Source organism: Paenibacillus aquistagni, assembly GCF_900177815.1.
Classification (GTDB): Bacteria; Bacillota; Bacilli; order Paenibacillales; family Paenibacillaceae; genus Paenibacillus_B; species Paenibacillus_B aquistagni.
In genome coordinates this window covers 185114-204918 of the sequence record NZ_FXAZ01000002.1, presented here as the reverse complement: position 1 = coordinate 204918, position 19805 = coordinate 185114, and the positions used below count along the sequence as shown (strand labels likewise).

Below are 19805 nucleotides of genomic sequence, written 5' to 3'. Positions count from 1 at the left end.
CTTTAATAAGATGGTTGGCGAGTTGTTGGATTTTACCTAGTGGTGATGTGATTGTTTTTTGATGTAGACTCCGACAAAACGACATGAGCAAGGAGGATCAAATGGAATTGCGGCTAATGTCAACTGCTTTACTTTTTCATGATGACAATGTATTACTTATGAAGAAAGAAACCAGCAGGTTAACGGACCAGCCCTTTTGGAGTGGATTGGGCGGGCATATTGAAGCTCATGAATGGAACTGGCCGATGAAGGGATGCTACAGAGAAATTTATGAAGAATCCGGAATAACGGCAGCTGATATCACGGACCTTAGACTAAGATATATCTTAATTCGAATGAAGCAGGATGAAATCAGACAGCAATTCGTTTATTTTGGACAAACCAATAGCACACAGTATGTTAATTCCGATGAAGGTGAGCTGTACTGGAAACATCTAAATGATCTTGAGGAGCTGCACATGTCAAGGAACATAAAAGGCATGCTAGAGCACTATCAACAGCATCAAGATCAATCTGAGATTATGATAGGAACGATGACCATTGATGAAGCTGCAACTCCTATCATACAATGGTCGGAGCTCAAAGACCCTATAATCTTTTAGGACTAATTTGCATTTGCGCCATAAACCCAGCATGTGGGCAACGGTAAAAGGAGGACGATAGATGCAAGTATTGACTAAAGGTAAAGTAGAAAATGTAAAAGTAAAGAAAAAGATACTTATCCTCTTTTTGATTCCGCTACTTCTCCTTCTCATTGTATTAATCGCCTTAAGCAATTATCAAGCATTAAGGATTTCGGGAATAACGCAAAGCGTGGATAAGCAAATGGTTGTCTTAGAATTAGAACAAACAAAATCGACAACACCTTAATGAAGTGCGCTTCCCGTAACCTCTCATCATGGTTCTATCCATGGAGTGCAGACAGCGCTTTCTTGATTAACTTTTCGATCGTGCCTTCATAGAAACATAAACCGCAAAAACGGTACAACATTACTCATTTATCTACGTTACAATCTTATCAGATCACGGTATAGGGAGCTGAATACGATATGATGAATGAGATTCGGGGTTACTTCGCACAGTTGACAGGGACGAGTGAACAAGTCGGGAGATTGCAAGGGCGTACGATCAAGGAACATGAAGCTTTACTGGACTTTATGGTGCTGCCAGAGACCTTGCTTGCTGAGCGGCTGCGGGAAACAATAAAGATGCTGGATGAATACTGCCCCGGTATAAATGAAGAAGTTCACGGGCTGGCAGAAGAGATTGGGGTATCCCCCGGACGAATTCGTTATTATGCAGAGACGGATTTGATTCCTGGATGCAGTCATTTTGCCATTGCGCCAAGGAAAATGATGGACGGTAAGATGTACATGATGCGCAACTACGATATGAGTGTCGAAATGGACGACATGCGGCTTTGTTCAACGAACATCGAAGGAAGCTACAGCCATACTGGCTTTTCTGTAGCGATGCTAGGGAGAACAGAAGGCATGAACGAGCACGGATTATGTGTGACGTTCTCTGCATGTGGTCTTCCTGTGGGAGACGCGCCCGGGTTGCGCCCAGCTAAAGTGCGAGGATTGCAATTTTGGGCAGTTGTGCGAACGGTGCTCGAACGATGCCGTAATACAGCAGAGGCAGTCGCAGCCATACAAGACATGCCGATTGCCTCCAATATGAATGTCATCGTTGGAGATGCAAGTGGTGAAGCTGCGCTTATAAGCTTGGTCGACGGGCAGCTTGGAATTCGGCATGCGGAGCTTGAGGCAGGAGATGGATATATTACGGCAACGAACCATCCTTTGTTTGAAGAAATGAAGCAGCTAGGCATCCACAGAATGAACCATTCAGTTGTTAGACACGATCTTATGGAGAAGCGATTACGTAATGAGCAGCAATTCAATAAAGAAGACTTGCTGCGATTAGTCCAAGCAGAGTATCCGCAAGGCTTGACGGTCCACAATTACGCGCAGTCATTTGGAACCTTGCGTTCAATCTTGTTCAATCTGACAGACCAAACCATGGATGTATGCTTCGGGTCGCCATTAACGAATCCGTGGTACTGTGTGCGGGTGGGAGAATCATTGCCGTTTGCAACGATTCCGGTTAAAGTTGAGCAGGGTCTGTATGACGGATCTTTTTGGCAGTCCGTTTAGACATGTGGTTAATCGCGGTGTTTCATCGTAATCATGTAATGAACATGACGGAGTGGTGCAAATGAGAATGTCGCTCATAGAAGAAGCCATTCAATATATTGAATATAGATTGAAACAACCACTTCATGCTTCAGAGGTCGCGAAGTCGGTTCACTTATCCTATTATCATTTTCATCGCGTATTTCAAGTGATGACAGGAGAGACACCTGGGAATTATATCCGCAAACGCCGATTAACAGAGGCGGCGCTTGAGCTGTTGTCTTCTCGTCGCCCTATCCTCGATATTGCTGTAGAATACCAATTTGAATCGCAAGAAGCATTTGGGCGAGCCTTCAAAAAATTATTTGGCATTTCTCCAAGTAAATTTCGCAGTCGAAGCATAAGGCCTATTTCGACTGGCAAGGCGGCACTGGTGGACGATCGGCTTGGTCATCGCTGCAACAATATTAGTCTAGAGCCAGATATCGTGACGCTTAACGAGGATATAAGTGTTATGGGAATTTACGGAAATACCAATATTTCGGGGATCGCTGACCTATGGAAGGAATGCATGCAACAATTTAGTGATTGGAATGAAAGGCAAAAAGGAGCCAGAGCCTATGGCATCTGCGTTTATGTTAACGATGTCGCAATTGGAGAGGTGTCTGAGCACACCGAATTGACAGAGTTCGTTGGGTTTGAAGAGAGCGCATTAAAGGGCATTCCGGATGGAGTGAACAGGTATAGGATACGGGCAGGGACATATGCTGTATTTCGGCATCAAGGTCCTGTCTCGATGCTTCGTTACACGTATGAATATATTTGGGGGACTTGGCTTGCAAACACCTCATGGAGCTTAGATGAACGTGATGATTTCGAGGAATATGGACCAGAATTTCAGGGACCAGACCATGAGGAGAGTATCATCTATATCTATATGCCAATCACAACTCTACAAGGGCAAGTCTAAACTTATTATCCGATCGCAGTAGTTAAGCCTCTTTTGAGGCTTTTTTTTGTTATTGCTTTTCGCAATTTATACATCCGTATATCCTCGTAATCCATGATGGTCTTCTATCAAAAAAGCATTGCTGCTTGTGAGCTTGTGTGTTGACGAGAGGAACAGGTAAAATATTACTATGAAACGAATAACGATGAGGAGGAAGCCCATTATGGAAAAGACGCTCAGATCATATGAGGATTTATTCGTATTGCTGGATCAGAAGTTTCGTGTGCCTGAACAATTCTGGAACCCTTTTTATACCGATAGGGAGAGACCTGTCCCATTTTTCAAAAATGCTCCAGATGAGAACTTGGTATCTTATTATGAAAGAAATCTTATTCATCCGGGCAAGGCGCTCGATCTAGGCTGTGGGCCAGGCAGAAACGCCATCTATTTGGCACAACAAGGATTTGAAGTAACCGGCTACGATATATCGAGTGTCGCTATTCAATGGGCAAAAGAGCGCGCGGAACAGAGGAAGTTGCAGGTCCAATTTGAGTGTCGGTCAGCACTTGAGATGGAGGTTGTGGAGCACTATGATTTTATCTACGATTCAGGATGTCTGCATCACCTCTTGCCTCATCGTAGAATTCAATATCTTGATAAGATTTATGATGCATTAAAGCCCGAGGGGTATTTTGGAATCAATTGCTTTAGGCCGAGCTTTGGAGAACAAGGCGGACCTGCCCGCGAGATGACAGATTGGGAAGTATATGAAGAAGGAACGATGAATGGCGGCATGGCTTTTTCTGAAGAGAAGATCAGATATATTTTAGAGCCCTATTTTGAATGTATCGAATTCAGAGCAGTCAAAGAAACGGACAGCGATGAAGTATTTGGAGTACCCTTTTTATGGGGGTCTTTGTGGAGAAAGAAGTAGTGTGAACGACTAAGCAGCATCGCTGCGAATGTACCTTATGATTAAATCTTAAAATGATATATGAGCAGTGCATGATCGTATAGTGAGATGATAATTTGCTTATGAACGATAGTTTCTAATCATTCCTCAATACGCCAACTGGAAGTTGAGAGCCTGATTCCATTCTTGGATAGGAGACGACAAAATGATCGCTTTAATGGCGTTTGTGAAAGGTATCATGCTCGGCATAGCTATAGCAGCTCCAGTTGGGCCTATCGGAATATTGTGCATTCGCAAGACGCTGACGATGGGGAGGCGCGCTGGTTTTATATCTGGCTTAGGAGCGGCGACGGCAGATGCGATATATGGATTCATGGCTATGTTCGGGCTTGCGGTTATTACTCAATTTCTAATCAAACAATCTGCATGGATCAGCTTGCTGGGGTCTTTATTCTTATTTTATCTTGCCTGCAACACAATGATGCAGCCCGTAACCTATACGTTAGAGCGAGATAATCGTTCAACCGTGAACGATATGCGCACATTTGCAACAACTTTACTACTCACCCTCACGAATCCCATGACCATTTTATTATTCCTAGGAATTTTTGCAGGAGTTAGCATGGGGACAGATCCAATAGCATCTCTCTGCTTCATTGTAGGTGTTTTTTTAGGCTCGGCATTATGGTGGTTTGCGTTAACTTCGGCGGTTGGGCTGTTTAGAAAAGCTTTAGGAACAACAGCGATGAGAATGATCAACGGGTTATCAAGTCTCATTCTAATCGGATTTGGATGTTATAATCTTTATCAATCTTTGCAAGCACTACTATAAATCCATGAGGTACAACAAGATGAAAACATGTAGCTTAGAGCAAGCGGACAAGCATGAGTTTGCCGTTCACCAAGTGATCTATTCGAACGCGGATATTGAGATGTGGTATGACTGGCATACACGCTTAAACGATACGAAGTTTACCGATCAATGCTACTGGGTCCAGTGCGGCGAGGATCGAATCGGAGGTGTGATAAAGCTCGATGATACGATCATGCACCTTTTTGTCATTCCTCCATTTACAGATCGACAGCAGTTGTGGGAGATGCTGCTGGCCTGCTGCCAAGATATACGGTACATGAATGGTGTCTTACAGGAAGATGTGCCTATTCTGCTCGCTTTGGGCTTCGAGGTTGTAGTGACTCGACAGGTGATGTGTTGTCCTGCAAGTAACAGCAGGAAGCTTGAACTGCCGCCAGGCTTTTCATTGCACCCAATAGATGATTCGATACAATTATCAGCATTCATCCAACCCATGAGGGATGGATATCAGGGAGGCGTTGACCAGAAGGCTTTTGGCGCACGCCATGACGGGAAGATCATGGAGGATCTGGCGTATCTGATGAAGGTGTACCAACATCGCAATCTTTCTATTTATATGATGAATGAACAGAATCGTGAGATCGTTGGCTTATGCTTGGCTGGCATTTATGAAAATATGCCGTTGGGATTTGCAGAGATCGCAGAGATATGTGTCGTTCCTTCATATAGAAGCAAAGGATTAGCAGCGTTCATGCTTCATCATGTCAAGCAATCTGCCAGCGCTGATACAGATGTGGTAAAGCTCTGTGTAACAATGGGAAATGATGCGGAACGACTGTATAAGAAAGCGGGCTTTCAAGCAGGACCGCCATTTGCAAGGATGAAAAAAAGCAGTAACCATATTGGTTAAGGAAGCGAGGAGCACTACATGGGTGCATGGGGATACGGGAACTTGGAAAATGATTCGGTGTTGGACTGGGTAGAGGAGTTGCTAGAATCGAACGACCTCAGCCTCATATCAGAAGCGATAGATGAGGTGCTTGAGGATGATGAGTTGGATGCAGACACAGCGTCTATTGCGATTGGTGCTGCAGAGGTATTAGCGGCACTGCAAGGACGGCACGGAGAAGAAGCGTATGATGAAGAGCTTGCAGCGTGGATGAAGCAGCGTCTAGGACAAGGAGCTGACCTCTTACCTAAGGCACAAGCAGCACTCACCAAGATTCTAGACGAATCCGAGCTTAAGACACTATGGGAAGAAAGCGAGAGCTACGAGGAGTGGGTAAGGACAATCAAGGAACTAGAGCAGAGATTGGTGAATAAGAGGTGACTCATGAAAAAAATTCTGGTGTGCTTCGTGGCAGCGCTCATGTTATTTAGCGGCATCGTGTGGGCTTCAAAATCAACATCGTCGAGTAAAGTCGCTGTTTTAAAAGAAATCGGCATTGGCGAGATTGTCATTCAAGATGAGAGCGGAGCCATAACAGCAATGAAAGCTCCTCAAATCATAGAAAAGTTGATAGAAGAAGAAAAAAGCTATGTTGTGGTGTATGAGCAGCGAAGATGGGGCAGGCCCGTTGTACAGAGCATCGAACCGGTTAACCTTGAAGAAGGCAGCCAGAATGCGAACAGTTCGTTGCTTCACAGTCCTACCGGGGAACCAACTGAAGCGATGTTCAACGTCGATATGCAAATTCCCGATAGGATCGAAGCAGGGCAGCCGTTTGAGGTGGAAGGATCTCTCGTTAATCTGAGCGATAGGGATTGGGAGATCTCACATGGTGCAGCTATGTTTACTTATTCCGTCTTTAATGACAATGGGGAACCTGTGCCAAGGGAGGATCGTATAATTGCTGTTAATGACATCGGCCTTGGAACGACGCTTCAACCCAACAAGAAATACCGTTATGATGGAGAGGGACATGTGAGTGTGAAGCTGTACGAGCTGACGATCAAGAACCCCGGCAGTTATCGCATTGTGGGCCAAGCTGAATTCAGAATAGTCGACGACAATAAGAGCTATGAACTTGTCATCAAGTCTGATCCTCAAGATATAGTTGTAGAATAGAAGCGAGCTAGGTTAGTTGATAGCGTCATTGAGAATATGGATAAAAGGATGGGTGCAGTATGAGACGATTCGAGGTTGTCAGCCTGGATATGTTTCAAACCTTGGTAGACGTCAATTCAAGAGTGGAGCAGATATGGAGACCCATACTATCTGATACATATACTGCTCATAAGGCGGAAGAATGTGCGCGCCTGCTGCTTCACTATTTTTTCAAGCATTGGCCCGAACAGAAGAGTAACCCCCCTTTTTTCTAATCAAAGAAGTATACGAGCGGAGCTTTGAGAGTGTGTTTCGAGACATGAATATGATTTATGAAGCGCATGAAGCCAATAAAATATTGTTCGAAGAACATATGCACTCAGCATGTTATGAAGATACAGAACCGTTTCTCAATCGAATATCGCCTCTCTATCAGGTTTGTATTGTTAGCGATGCTGATGAAGCGATGATTCCTAGATTTCACGAGGCATATGGGATTCCGATTTTTATTTCTGAGCATTATCAGTCCTATAAAAATGATGCAGACAACGCGATGTTTAAGCAGCTGCTCGACCGATATCAGGTAGACCCAAGTAAAGTCATTCATATTGGTGATTCTGTCACAGATGTGGTAGGCGCCAAGCGAGAAGGGATTACAGCGTGTTGGCTGAATCGCAATAAAAGAAGCTGGGATCATAAGGTGGCTCCAGATTTGGTCATACAATCTCTTGAGGAGTTAGAAGGGATATTGTAAGGGACATCAAGACGAATCTGGTTCGTAAAATCAAAAATGTGATGCAGTCGTGCAAGTGAAAAGGAGAAGCATAATGTCTTATAAGCTCGACAACAAATTTGTTATAGCCGTTGCCTCAAGCGCTTTGTTTGATCTAAGCGATTCGGATAAGGTCTTTAGAGAGCATGGAGAAGAAGCGTACCGTCAGTACCAGCGAGATCATGAGCATGAAGTACTGTCAATAGGTGTAGCTTATCCATTGATAAAGCGGCTGCTAAGTATCAATACGGCAGAAGAACAGATCGTGGAGGTCATCTTGCTGTCGCGCAATGACCCTGATACGGGGCTTCGTGTGTTCAAATCCATAGAGCACTATGAGTTAGGGATTAGCCGTGCTGTATTCGTAGCGGGCAATCAGCCGTTTCCTTATATGAATTCGTTCAATGCCTGTTTATTTCTATCAGGGAATCCGGACGATGTGAGAGAGGCGGTCGAGCGGGGCTTTCCTGCAGGTTGTATTTACCCTTCCGATTATATTGATAATGAAGCGGATAATGAATTGCGGTTAGCCTTTGACTTTGACGGTGTCATCGCTGACGATTCGGCAGAGAGTATATTTCAGACAGGGCAGCTGGCAGGCTTTCATTCTCACGAAAAGCAGATGGCGGATGAGCCGCTGCCAGGGGGACCGCTCATTCGATTTTTCACGGAAATCTCGAAGCTTCAGAAGAGGGAGATTCAGAAGAATCAAGATGACCCCGCCTACAAGCCGAAGATCAGACTCGCTATCGTGACGGCCCGCAATGCTCCAGCCCATGAGAGAGTGATTACAACCTTGCGCAAGCTGGATATTCGAGTTGACGAGGCCTTTTTCCTTGGGGGAGTAGAGAAGAGCAGCGTGCTGAATGTGTTTAAGCCGCATATCTTCTTCGATGACCAAGTTGGGCACATCAAGGGGGTAGCAAGCATGTTTCCGTCGGTTCATGTCCCTTTTGGTGTGAAAAATAAGTAGGGGTGCTCTAGATACATTCATGATCAATCTCATAAAGAGGAGGTCATTGTGAAGAATAAGATTCCTATTAAAATGGCACTATGCATCATTGTATTGGCTGTGGCGACTGTAGTGATCATCAACCAAATGAATGAGAACAATCGGCTAAGAGAGAAGCTCGATTCAGTAAAGCATGTGCTGCCTTTTTCACAAATCCAATATGATCTGGTTCAGCTTGAAGGGGCAATTGCCTATCAGATGCAAGCACAATGGAAGGAGCCTGCTCATGTATTGGAAAAGGTTGGCGATGTCATGCAGGATATCGTGGTGCTGATGGAAGTGAATGCAGCAATAGATATGATGTCCCAGCAAGAGAAGCAGGACATTCAATACTTTTACAATCGGATATTGGATTATCCCCGTGATAATTTGGTTGAACCCAGTAATGAATTAAGTGCTGCTGAGCAAGAGGAGCTGATTCACTTGCGAGAAGCATTAAAGGATGCGGGTTGGGGAATTGGTCTTGGCAATCAAGCACATTGGGATTCTTTTATAGAGAAGCTAAGAGTACTGCTTCCGCAGCTATAATGATGATGCCATGAAGCTATTGCCCAAGGATGAATATTCCAGCTTTCAAAGATGAGTCAGGCGATAACGAATAAAGAAAATTCGAGGTGACAGCATGGAGGCAGCTCTTGTACCTGTGACACAAGCCAATAAAGACGTGCTTGCGAATGTATATCAATTCTATGATTATGACTTCAGCCCATTCACGAATCAGGATGTAAATAGCAATGGACAATTTGAAGTGAACATTGATTACTATTGGGAGGGGGACGGCCGCTGGAACCCTTTCTTCATTATGGTGAATGGTTCGATTGCGGGCTTCTTGGTCGTTCTATTTGAAAATATGGATGTAGACCCTGACCCGAGACATGTCATATATGACTTTATGATCCTGCAAAAATACAGAAGGGCTGGCATAGGGAGACAAGCAGCTCTTCAGGCATTTGGCATGTACAACGCTCATTGGGCTGTCGCGCAAATGGACAATAACACACCAGCGATTTACTTTTGGAGAAACGTGATTCAGCATTTTACTGGCGGTAGATATACTGAAACCTATAAAGCCGAATGGGGAAAGTACATTCAAACCTTCAGTACGAAAAATAATGTGAAGAAAGAGGAGTCATGCCGGTCATGAAGAACGTGACGAACATCAGAAAATACAAGCTCCTGTCTCCATTGTATGATGCCCTAATGGGGAATCGCATGTTTCGCAATGCTAGAATGAAGGCGTTTTCCCTATTGGATATCAAGCCCAATGATAGAGTATTATTAGTAGGAGTAGGAACAGGGGAGGATATACCTCTGCTTCCGAGCCATAGTGAAATTGTAGGAATTGATCTTTCTCCGGAAATGTTAAACAAGGCGCGCAAAAAAGCGAGTCGTGCCGTGCTCATGAACATGGATGCTGAAGCATTAACATTTGAGAACGAGCAGTTTGATGTTGTTATTTTGAACCTGATATTAAGCGTGGTTGAGAATCCTGAAAAGGCTTTGTCTGAGGCAGCAAGGGTGCTTGCTCCTGACGGCTCCATCTTGGTCTTCGATAAGTTCCTCGATGAGCGTCAAGAGCCAACGGCTCCCCGCAAGTTGTTGAATGCGGTCACCTCACTAATTGGAACCGATATTAATCGAAGATTCGATGACATCATGAAAGAATCTTCACTGAAGGTGGAACACCAAGAGAGCTCTGTGTTTAATGGAAGCTACAAGATTTATGTATTGAAAAAATAGTGGTAGACAAGGAGAATGTATTAAAATGAAGGCATTTTTATTTGATATGGATGGCGTCATTATTGATAGTGAGCCTTTGCATTTTGAAGTTGAGATGATGACCATGGATTACTTAGGGCTTACGGCAACGAAGGAGTATCTTGAACAATTTGTCGGCATGACCAATCCCGAGATGTGGAAGCGTGTGAAGGAGGAGCATCAGGTGCCTCACACCGTTGAAGAGATTATAGATTATCAGATTGCGAAGAAGCTGAATCATCTGGACAAAGCGGATCTGGAGCCTATTGACGGGATTCTTAAGTTGATTCAGGATCTGCAGACGAATGGAATTGTGATTGGCCTTGCCTCATCATCTCCGCGAAGTTTTATTGAGCGTGTCTTAACGAAATTCCAAATCAATCAGCATTTCAACTCCATCGTGAGCGGTGAGGAAGTCGCGAATGGCAAGCCTGCTCCAGATGTATATTTAGAAGCAGCAAAGGTGTTGGGGGTAAGTCCAAAGGATTGTTATGTGCTTGAGGATTCAAGGAATGGTGTGCTGGCAGCGAAGAAAGCCGGCATGCGCTGCATCGGATATCGCAATCCTAACTCAGGCAATCAAGATCTATCAGCAGCAGATGTTGTCGTAGATTCGATCCGGGATATTCGAGTTGGTGAACTTGTATAGGTCACGACACTGTAATGCCGCTAGCCGCTATCAGACAATGACAACTAGATAGGATGGGTAGAATATGACAATCAAAGCGATTTTGTTTGACTCTGGACGTGTGTTGAATCAGCCCCGAACGGGACATTGGTTCATGCCGCCGAAGTTTTTTTCCTATGTGGATAAGAATAGCTTTGAGCAGTTGGAGACGAGCAGCCTTCAGCGCGCCTTTCAATACAGTCTAACGCGCTTGCACGAGCAGAAGTACGTGCGGACAGAAGAAGAGGAATATGCACTGTTTGTTCAATTTTACAGTGATGTTGCAGAGCAGATGCCTGCGCTTCAATTATCCCAACAATCGATTGAGGGCTTGGCGCAGGATGTCGTGTATGACTATGATAAATTTTTGTTCCCAGATGATGTATTTGAGGTCGTTCCAAGATTGAGCGCAGCTTATTCACTTGGCGTAGTATCCGATACGTGGCCTTCATTGGAGCGGGTATTTCATCAAGTTGGACTTAGAGAGTATTTCTCGACGTTTATCATGTCATCTATGCTCGGAGTGAGCAAACCTCATGAACGAATGTATACAACAGCCCTGGAAGCTTTGAATGTTCAGCCTCACGAGGCGATTTTTATCGATGACAATCTTGTGAATCTAGAAGGAGCAAAGGCTTTAGGCCTGCAAACCGTATGGATGCTGCGAGACCATGAGCAGACGGTAGAGGGTGCTTATACAAGCATGAGAGATTTAAGGGAGCTTGAAGCTATGCTGAAGGAGATAGACCAGTAGATTGAAGAATGCGAAAGCTTACCTAGATGAGGGTTAACGGTCGCGAATACTTACGCAGAAGGCCAATTTACTTTTGAATCGTATTTAAAAGATTTTATTTGGCATGATCAGCATCATATGAAGCAGATTCAAACCAGAATAAATCAGGGAGTATGATTGGACTTTGGATCAATGGACTCTCCTCAGCATTAGGAGGTGAACGCGAGCAATGGCAGCCTCAGACAAGAATAAACGCACTTGCAGTCAAGGTCATACCTATTATAAGATAAGCGATTGCCCAACTTGTCCAATCTGCGAGCAGGAACGAAAACCAGACAGCGGCTTTCTATCCCGTCTATCTGCACCAGCCAGAAGGGCTTTAGAGGCTCAGGGAATCACAACCCTGCAGATGCTGGCTACCTACAGTGAAAAGGATATCCTGAAGCTTCATGGAATGGGGCCTGCCTCTCTTCCGAAGCTTAGGGAGGCCTTGCAGGAACAAGGATTAGCCTTCAAGGATTAAGTCACGCAAGCTTGATTTTAAGCAGATGCGTCAAGCTGTTGTCGGATTGTATAACTTTTGTTGCAAGCAAGCCATGAGCAAGACTACAGGAGGAACAACAACATGTCGAATACTTATGAGATGATGCGAGGTACAGCGGCGGATGCGAATGAAGTACGTAAGAATCTGATTGCGTTCAACCTTCAAAATGTGCCCAATGATGTGTACGAGGAAGTCAATCTATGCTTGAAGGATTCCGCTGGTCGCTTGATTGCAGGGCTTAATAGCGTAATCTGCTGGAATTGGATGGAGATTGATATCTTATGGGTGGATGAAGCATGCAGGGGACAAGGACTTGGCCAACGATTGCTAGAAGAGGCCGAGAGCATTGCACGCTCGAACGATTGTACGTTCATCAAGCTGAATACATTCAGCTTCCAAGCCCCGGAGTTCTATAAAAAATATGGATTCGAAATCATTGCAACGTTTGAAAATGCGCCTACGGGCTATACACATTACTATCTGAAGAAGGATCTTCATTGAGAGTTTGAATATAATAGAACAACCAACATCAATACCAAGTAAGTAATAAAAAGGGTAGAACATAAATGGATTCTGTTGTCGCAGCCTTAATTCTAATTGCATAATGAACATCTTAGATTAAAGACCATGTGTATGTGCACTTGGTCTTTATTATTTTCAAAGAAAGGATACAGAGGATAAAAGAGTAGTGGAAAAAAGGAGCGGCTATGAAAGCATTAAAAGCCTTTTCTTTGGGACTATGTTTGGCATTGTTGGTGTGAAGATATGGAGGCAATTAAAGGCTTGGAGAGCGATAAGCTAGTCAGTATGCAAAGGAGGACTTCGAGATGAAAGTGAAACGAATTGTCGCGAATATAGCGACCTCACAACTGGCGGATGCCTACAGCTTCTACCATGATGTATTAGGACTTGATGTTGTCATGGATCACGGCTGGATCATGACATACGGTTCAAGCGAGTCGATGAATGTTCAGCTTAACATTGCTTCTCAGGGGGGATCACAGACGGCTACGCCTCATTTGTCTATTGAAGTGGATGATGTTGAAGAGGCCTATCGACGAATGCAGGAAGCGGGATATCGTATTGAATATGGGCCTGTCAACGAACCGTGGGGTGTACGAAGATTCTATGTTCGTGATCCGTTCGATAAACTCATCAATATTGTAGCTCACATCGAAAGTGAAGAATAAATGAAAATGAACGAGCGAAAATAACATAACATTGCGAGTGAGGCCAATAATAGGTAAAGGAAGTGGGGGTTTGAAGCGTTACAAATCAAGACATGGGCAAAATCTGATCTGGGATTCCTATGATCGATTGGTCTCTAGCTTTGGGGTAGCTGTCGAGCAAAAAGATGTCCCTACCTCCTTTGGATCCACTCACGTCATCATGGCCGGATCTACAAGCAGCCCTGCGTTGCTGCTGCTTCACGGGACTGGCGATAATTCAGCGATGATGTGGATCTATAATATAAGAACGCTGGCAGAAAAGTTCCACGTGATAGCAGTGGATGCGATTGGGGGTTCAGGCAAGAGTGAGCCGAATGCGAATTACAGTCGGCAGTTTGAACAAGCGACATGGCTGGATGAAGTACTACATGAGCTGAAGCTTGAGAAGGTGAACGTTGCAGGTGTATCGTATGGTGCTTACCTCGCCTATTATTACGGGATAATGCGGCCTGAGAAAGTGAATCGAATCGTGTGCATGGCTGGGTGCATTACAGGCAGCTCATCGGAGCTCATGCTGCGCATGATTAGAGCTTTTTTGCCAGAAGCCTTGTTTCCTACTAGAGGGAATACGGTCAGATTGTTAAAAAAGTTGAGCGGCCCAAACGCTGCAGTATTCTTGGATCATGCGGAGTTAATGGATCATTGGCATAGCTTGCTGAAGTATTTCAACAATCGCTCGATGATGAAGCATAAGATCAAGATCCTGCAGGATGAACAATTTGACATCATCCGGGATCGCTGCCTGTTCTTAATTGGAGATTCTGATATGCTGAGCAATTATCCCGCAGCTATAGACAGGCTTAAGCGTCTGCGAATGTCATATAAGATCATTGCACAAGCAGGCCATGGCATTAATCATGAGCAAGCGGAGCAGATCAATGACGAGATCATTTCCTTTTGCCGGCCTGAAGGTACGGCGAGTGACAATACACTGAACTAAATTGAATTGAATCAGACTTGCCCAACGAGCAATCCATCACTGAAGGATTGTTCTTTTTTATGCATCAAAGAGATCCATATGGCTGTTCAAGGAGAGTAGTCAGATCGAGTGCAAAAGGGATAGAAAAAAATGTGCAATCATATAACACAAAGCTAAAAAATGGTGTATAATAAATCGTAAGTAGTAAGTAGTAAGTAGTAAGTAGTAAGTAGTAAGTAGTAAGTAGTAAGAGATGAGTTTTGCTATTAGATTATTGTGGATATAAGTAAATTACGAATTTACTGAAGGAGTGGTCAAGCATGATGGACCTTACGCTAACGCAAAGCTTCTCCCTGATCGCCTTAAATGGACAAAGAAGCCTAGAGATGACAGTTCCCAAGAAGGTGGCGCTTCGCTGCATGGCGGCTGCGGTTATTGTTGAGTTATATATGGAAAATGGTTTTACCCATTCTCAGACACAATTGACTCTATCGCAAGAGGTGCTGGATCAGTCTCGCAGTCTCCCTTATCGTGATGTGATCGTGAAGTCGCTAGCAAGAAAGAATGAATCCATTGGCGACCTGCGCAATTGGCTGCGCAGAGCCTCCTCGCTGCCGGCAAGTACGTTGAAGAAGCTCGAGTCGGCTGTAGCCCAATCGTTGAGGAATGAAGGCATTCTAGAGGAGATCCCGCACATACTGGGGAGTGACTTATACTTTCACACAGCGGGTGTATCCATCAAGGAATATCGTACCCATCCGAAGTATTACACAAGCATTACAGAATTTCTACGCGCTGATATTCTGGAGGATGGCGAAGCGGCAGATGAGACGGTGGCGATGCTGTGGCTGCTGCGGGAAAGCGGCTGTCTGCTTGATTTCTTTTCTCGCAATGAGATGGAGCAGGTAAGCGCTAAGATGATTGCTTTATATAAAGGAAATGCTTTGGCTCAAGTCTTGTATGCCACACAAATCCGTCGTGGTATGGAGCTTGGGATCAAGCAGTATTTTAGAATGAAGAAAAAAGCGATTAAGACGCCCGTCGGCTCCGGGTTGAACTTTGTGTTTCCTGTGCTTGAGCGATCGCAAGCCATCTTTATCGACACGGAGAAGATGTTTCCTAATCCGACAGCAAGGCTGCATGATGTTAGGACGCGATTAGAATCCAAGGGTCACATCGTAAACGTATTAAAGGACGGTGATGTTCCGATCATCAAAGTCGATAATGTCATTTATGATGCGGTTCCGCATGCCGTGTATGGAAGAGTGCCGATTCATGGTGTGCGTCTTATCCCGAAGTGTCCATTTTAAAGGAGTCGGGTGGTTATTATGTCTAGACAACGATCAATGGAGGCGATATTAGCCTCTGACTATGTCTCAATCGGAGAGTTGGTACGGCTGACGGAATCGCGATATAGCACATTAAAGCATTATACGGAGGAAGGCATGCTGCCCTACGAGCAGGAGGAACAGAATCTGACTCGCAGATATAAGCGGGAAGAGACGGTTGCACGGATTCAGCAAATAAAGGAATGGAAGGCTCAAGGCCTGTCGATCCCTCAGATCAAAGAAGAGCTGCGTGCAAACTAAGCAGCCTATAGAAGTATTGTCATAGCTTAAGCTGACGAGCCCACCAAGATTGCAAATCTATGGTGGGCTTTTGGTATGTAACGGCATAGGCTTGTATTCAAATAGTAGGAGGGAGGGGTGAACGGAAAAGAATGAAGATTGTGCAGCCTGACGTTGATTCGTTCTTTAGCCTTGAGGTGAACGACTGTCCCTTCTGCCGGAATCAAGTAAAAAAACATACGCATCCATTTTTTTCAATCCAATCATCTGCATCCGACTTTGTATTAGCGATTTATCGAATGCCTAGGGAAGCGGACTCCTATTAAGAATCGTATTTGTCGAAAAATGAGACAAATTTGAGAATTGCCATAAGTGTCTCATGATATAATAATGAAGGATTAATTGTGGTAAATTATTCCTGTGTAAAATCAAGATGAAAGGAAAAGGAGAGTGGGAGAATGAAGCGTAAAATCTGGACAGTAGCAGCAATAGCTGCTACAGTCACGGCTATGTCTGCGGGGGCAGTATCCGCAGCAGGGCAATATGATTCGGAAGTAAAGCAGCTATTCTGAAAATTATTGAATATCCAACAGTAATAGCAGTTGATGTTGATGTTAGTCCGCGCACAACGCTTTTCCGTGGATGAGATAGTCTCCACTACACAACGTTGAGTGATGATGTGCATGTGCCAAGCTGGCTATAGGGTTATGCAGCAGCTGCTGCAGAGAAGAACTTGGTTGAACCTCGTGAAGGCAATCGTTTGGCTTCTTACAACAGCGCAAATGTTGCTGACGCAGCGATTGCCCTATTGAGTGCAATGAAGCTGAAATAACCCAATGATGTATTTGCTAGACACCTGATCGTAATAGCAAATTCTATCTTAGAGCGACCTTTTAAGACAAGGTCGCTTTTTTATATAGATTTTAGAACACTATTCATTTAGCTATATCTGGATGAGAGCACAACTAATTTGTCCATATCACGGAACAGCTAGTCCCTGTAAGAGCACGGTGACATTCGATAATGCCTTTTGCAAATGGCGGTAATAGGTAGCTCGACTCATGTTACAGTCAGTAGCAGCAGCTACGGCATTGCCTGGATGAACACAATAGGTGCATTTAAGAATGAGCCTATCCTGTTCAGATAGACCTAGGGCATCATGCTGTAACAAGGAAAGAAGATATTTCTGGAGCTCAGATGGTTCCTTCATGGCGGAAAAGAAAGGTAAGAAACGGATTAATTCTGCTGGTCTATACAAAGAGGTGAATAGCTTGCGAACCTCGCTGATGCTTAGAGGATGCGGCACAACTGCATTTACAGCCTGCTGCTTCATAATCTCAGGGAAAAAGGACGTGATCCATTCTCCGAATCCATCATTGCGAAGGTCAAGCTCAAGCACATCGGCTCTAGCGTAGGAAGTATCGCACTTTCTAGTACGTGTTGGACGAAGCTTGAAGCCCAGCTGCTGGAGAAGGCGCTTTAGATCGGGATTTGTAGCGACCAGCACAGCTCTTGCTCCATCTCCGAGCAAGGACAAGCGATCCAAGGTGAGCAGTCCTACGAGCTCTTCACGACTAAGCATCGAATAATCCTTCACGGCAGCGCCTAATACGGCGTAGTAGGTGTCTGCCTGATCGGGATTGCAGGAAAGTTCTTCTGTGCTGCAGCATTCCGCAAGCTCGTCCGCAAAATACTTTTTCAACAGCAGGCTGGTTTGATCGTACAATAAGACATTAATAAACATCGCGATGGCTTGGCCAGTAGAATCTCGAATGACGACGATGCTTTCAGGTGAGTGGATAGCCAAATCGTCTAGAAATTGATGATACAGCTTGGATTGCCATGCATCGATGCTGTACTCGCACCATTGCTCTAAGATGCGGTGCAGGACAGGCAGGTCCGCCGTATCCATCGCTTCTGCAGAGCTTAACAGCGGCTCGAATGTGAGATCAGCATACATGCGATCGAATTGCAGCGCATCCTTGCACAGAATGAGTATTCTGGCTGCAAGCTCTCTTCGCTTCGATCGCTCAGCTTTGGTGAACGCCTGATGCAGTATCGAGACGGCTCTTCCACGCAGTGTTTGGAGCCGCTGTGGCTCTCTCAGCTTAAAATCCTGGATCAGATGCATGCGAGCAAGATCGTGAAGTGCCAGTCCCTCGGGTCCGTTTTTGATGAAGGACATGTCTTGCAGGGTACGATATTGCTCTTTGCTGACCTCTTGTTCAAGAAATAAGGACAGCAGCTCTTGATTGGCATGCAGCAGCACAAGCAAGGCATCAATCAAGGGCTCAAGCTCAGAGGTAGTGAGTTCTCTAAGCAAATGGGCACTGATGGACTGAGATACGATCATTTTGTCAGAAGGCGATAATGCATTATGCTTGATCATCTCTTCCACAGCCAATGCCAAGGCTAAAGGATGGCCATTGGAGGCCCGCGTAAGTTCTCTTATCCATTCCTCATGAATGGCACCGACACGAGAGATGATATAATCGCAGGTTTCCTCTGTCGTGAAATGAGCGAGCTCCAGTTCTACAAGATGCGAAGCCCATATTCGATCTGTCTTCCATATGGATGAGAGTCCTCCTCTTGATGCGAGAACAATAGCAACTCCAACTGAAGGCAGTTTAGGAAAAAAGACATGAATAAGCCATCCTTCGAGCAAGGAAAGATGCTCATAATTATCAATGCAAAGTAGAAACCTTTGTTCGTTATGGGCGGAAAAGAGCGGCTCTAGAGGATGGGACGGTTCTTGATTCCATAGCTCCAGACGAAGTGTAGAACCAATATAGTCAAGGAATCCGACTGGAGTCTGCATACAAGAGCGCCCATCTAGCCAGATAGGAATGGTTCGATGCTGCTTGGCAATCGAGATCATCTCATTCATTAACGTGCTCTTTCCGATGCCGCCCATGCCGGACAGATGAAAGATTCTCAAGGGTGCTTCCGGGTGATGGAGCCATTCCTCGAATATGTTCAATTCCATTGTGCGCCCGATAAAGGGTTTTGTTTGATTCGGCCGTGTAAGACGGTGGGTAGATGTCATCGATTAACTCCTATATGAGTGAGTTGGAGTGTTCAGGATTCGTTGATGCAGCTAGAAAGGATAATGAGCAGGAAATCATTTCATCTTATAGCTATATTACAAGTGTAATTAGGTGCTTGCAACGAATAATCGATCATTTTAGGGATGGAATGACAGCCATAATATGGTATGTTTAAGGAAAGGAGGGATCAACGATTAAAGGCATACGGTTCATCTTAATTGTGATTATTAGTGTACTTATTCTTGTCGGCGTGATCTCTTTCATCATGGCTTCATCCTCTGATGCTCCTGGCAGCTCGACTGAACATACAAGCCCGAATTGGCTGCTCGTACAAGACGAGATTATCGAGACGAGAATGAGTAAAAGCGTTCAGACGCGCATCGGAGATATGGTGAAAGTCCACTTTGAAGATGCTGAGCTTACAGATGCAGATCTGTCTTCCATTGTTGAATGGATCAACACAGTGCCAGATTCGCAAATAATGGAGATTCAGCAGGGGTTTAACCATATTAAGGCAGGCATTCTTATAAAGCTGGATAATAAGAGGGAGCTCCTCCTTCAATACAATGGGCAGCACATTATAATGACGCGTAAGGGCTTCGATGAGCAGCATGCCATGGTGAAGTACGTCATTGAGCAAGAGAACTTGAAGCATTTTTTTGATCAAAAACTTGAATCGTTATAATCTGCAGTTC

At 44.7% G+C, this 19805-nt stretch carries 24 protein-coding genes; 23 read left to right on the top strand and 1 reads right to left on the bottom strand.

Annotated elements, in window-relative coordinates:
* The first annotated feature begins 101 nt into the window (after positions 1-101).
* The 22 genes from B9Y93_RS09655 to B9Y93_RS09545 all read left to right on the top strand — a co-directional run bounded on the left by B9Y93_RS09655 (position 102) and on the right by B9Y93_RS09545 (position 16084).
* Positions 102-602 (top strand): NUDIX domain-containing protein, encoded by a 501-nt coding sequence (locus tag B9Y93_RS09655; protein ID WP_176228883.1) that lies wholly within the window; start codon positions 102-104, stop codon positions 600-602.
* Between the two features lie 61 nt (positions 603-663).
* Positions 664-870 (top strand): hypothetical protein, encoded by a 207-nt coding sequence (locus tag B9Y93_RS09650; RefSeq protein WP_085494211.1) that lies wholly within the window; start codon positions 664-666, stop codon positions 868-870.
* 179 nt (positions 871-1049) lie between these two features.
* A complete protein-coding gene (locus B9Y93_RS09645) occupies positions 1050-2159 on the top strand; it encodes a C45 family autoproteolytic acyltransferase/hydrolase (RefSeq protein WP_244903354.1) in 1110 nt (369 codons plus the stop codon).
* A gap of 61 nt (positions 2160-2220) precedes the next feature.
* Complete coding sequence (locus tag B9Y93_RS09640) at positions 2221-3108, top strand: AraC family transcriptional regulator (RefSeq protein ID WP_085494210.1); 888 nt, start codon at positions 2221-2223, stop codon at positions 3106-3108.
* 199 nt (positions 3109-3307) lie between these two features.
* Positions 3308-4021 carry a class I SAM-dependent methyltransferase gene (locus B9Y93_RS09635; RefSeq protein WP_097676034.1) on the top strand — a complete coding sequence of 238 codons (714 nt, stop codon included), beginning with the start codon at positions 3308-3310 and terminating at the stop codon, positions 4019-4021.
* A gap of 184 nt (positions 4022-4205) precedes the next feature.
* Positions 4206-4832: a LysE/ArgO family amino acid transporter gene (locus B9Y93_RS09630; protein WP_097676008.1), complete on the top strand. Its 627-nt coding sequence runs from the start codon at positions 4206-4208 to the stop codon at positions 4830-4832.
* Positions 4833-4851: 19 nt separating this feature from the next.
* A complete protein-coding gene (locus tag B9Y93_RS09625) occupies positions 4852-5724 on the top strand; it encodes a GNAT family N-acetyltransferase (RefSeq protein ID WP_176228882.1) in 873 nt (290 codons plus the stop codon).
* An 18-nt stretch (positions 5725-5742) separates the two neighbouring features.
* The gene (locus B9Y93_RS09620; RefSeq protein ID WP_085494207.1) at positions 5743-6144 is read left to right on the top strand and encodes a DUF4259 domain-containing protein; all 402 of its coding nucleotides are present in this window, start codon (positions 5743-5745) and stop codon (positions 6142-6144) included.
* 3 nt (positions 6145-6147) lie between these two features.
* Complete coding sequence (locus B9Y93_RS09615) at positions 6148-6882, top strand: hypothetical protein (RefSeq protein WP_085494206.1); 735 nt, start codon at positions 6148-6150, stop codon at positions 6880-6882.
* Positions 6883-7135: 253 nt separating this feature from the next.
* A complete protein-coding gene (locus B9Y93_RS09605) occupies positions 7136-7615 on the top strand; it encodes an HAD family hydrolase (RefSeq protein ID WP_280522891.1) in 480 nt (159 codons plus the stop codon).
* A 73-nt stretch (positions 7616-7688) separates the two neighbouring features.
* On the top strand, positions 7689-8606 hold the full coding sequence (locus B9Y93_RS09600; RefSeq protein ID WP_085494203.1) for a 5'-nucleotidase: 918 nt from the start codon (positions 7689-7691) through the stop codon (positions 8604-8606).
* Positions 8607-8654: 48 nt separating this feature from the next.
* Positions 8655-9173, top strand: a complete 519-nt coding sequence (locus B9Y93_RS09595) for a hypothetical protein (protein WP_085494202.1) — start codon at positions 8655-8657, stop codon at positions 9171-9173.
* Positions 9174-9267: 94 nt separating this feature from the next.
* Entirely contained in the window at positions 9268-9789 is a 522-nt protein-coding gene (locus B9Y93_RS09590) for a GNAT family N-acetyltransferase (protein ID WP_085494201.1), read from the top strand.
* Positions 9786-10385 carry a class I SAM-dependent methyltransferase gene (locus tag B9Y93_RS09585; protein WP_085494200.1) on the top strand — a complete coding sequence of 200 codons (600 nt, stop codon included), beginning with the start codon at positions 9786-9788 and terminating at the stop codon, positions 10383-10385. Before B9Y93_RS09590 ends, B9Y93_RS09585 begins: the two co-directional genes overlap by 4 nt.
* 25 nt (positions 10386-10410) lie before the next feature.
* Positions 10411-11052: an HAD family hydrolase gene (locus B9Y93_RS09580; protein WP_085494199.1), complete on the top strand. Its 642-nt coding sequence runs from the start codon at positions 10411-10413 to the stop codon at positions 11050-11052.
* A 64-nt stretch (positions 11053-11116) separates the two neighbouring features.
* A complete protein-coding gene (locus B9Y93_RS09575) occupies positions 11117-11824 on the top strand; it encodes an HAD family hydrolase (protein ID WP_085494198.1) in 708 nt (235 codons plus the stop codon).
* 208 nt (positions 11825-12032) lie between these two features.
* On the top strand, positions 12033-12326 hold the full coding sequence (locus B9Y93_RS09570; RefSeq protein WP_085494197.1) for an RNA polymerase alpha subunit C-terminal domain-containing protein: 294 nt from the start codon (positions 12033-12035) through the stop codon (positions 12324-12326).
* Positions 12327-12428: 102 nt separating this feature from the next.
* A complete protein-coding gene (locus tag B9Y93_RS09565) occupies positions 12429-12848 on the top strand; it encodes a GNAT family N-acetyltransferase (protein ID WP_085494196.1) in 420 nt (139 codons plus the stop codon).
* A gap of 326 nt (positions 12849-13174) precedes the next feature.
* Positions 13175-13537 (top strand): VOC family protein, encoded by a 363-nt coding sequence (locus tag B9Y93_RS09560; RefSeq protein WP_085494195.1) that lies wholly within the window; start codon positions 13175-13177, stop codon positions 13535-13537.
* A 70-nt stretch (positions 13538-13607) separates the two neighbouring features.
* Positions 13608-14516, top strand: coding sequence for an alpha/beta fold hydrolase (locus B9Y93_RS09555; protein WP_085494194.1), 909 nt, complete (start codon positions 13608-13610; stop codon positions 14514-14516).
* 299 nt (positions 14517-14815) lie between these two features.
* Positions 14816-15805, top strand: a complete 990-nt coding sequence (locus B9Y93_RS09550) for a GPP34 family phosphoprotein (RefSeq protein WP_085494193.1) — start codon at positions 14816-14818, stop codon at positions 15803-15805.
* 18 nt (positions 15806-15823) lie between these two features.
* A complete protein-coding gene (locus B9Y93_RS09545) occupies positions 15824-16084 on the top strand; it encodes a helix-turn-helix domain-containing protein (RefSeq protein WP_085494192.1) in 261 nt (86 codons plus the stop codon).
* A gap of 958 nt (positions 16085-17042) precedes the next feature.
* Here B9Y93_RS09545 and B9Y93_RS09540 read toward each other — a convergent pair.
* Positions 17043-19109 carry a hypothetical protein gene (locus B9Y93_RS09540; RefSeq protein ID WP_085494191.1) on the bottom strand — a complete coding sequence of 689 codons (2067 nt, stop codon included), beginning with the start codon at positions 19107-19109 and terminating at the stop codon, positions 17043-17045.
* Between the two features lie 266 nt (positions 19110-19375).
* On the opposite strand from B9Y93_RS09540, the gene B9Y93_RS24205 reads away from it, so the two are divergent.
* Positions 19376-19795 carry a hypothetical protein gene (locus tag B9Y93_RS24205; protein ID WP_139829153.1) on the top strand — a complete coding sequence of 140 codons (420 nt, stop codon included), beginning with the start codon at positions 19376-19378 and terminating at the stop codon, positions 19793-19795.
* Positions 19796-19805: the final 10 nt, after the last annotated feature.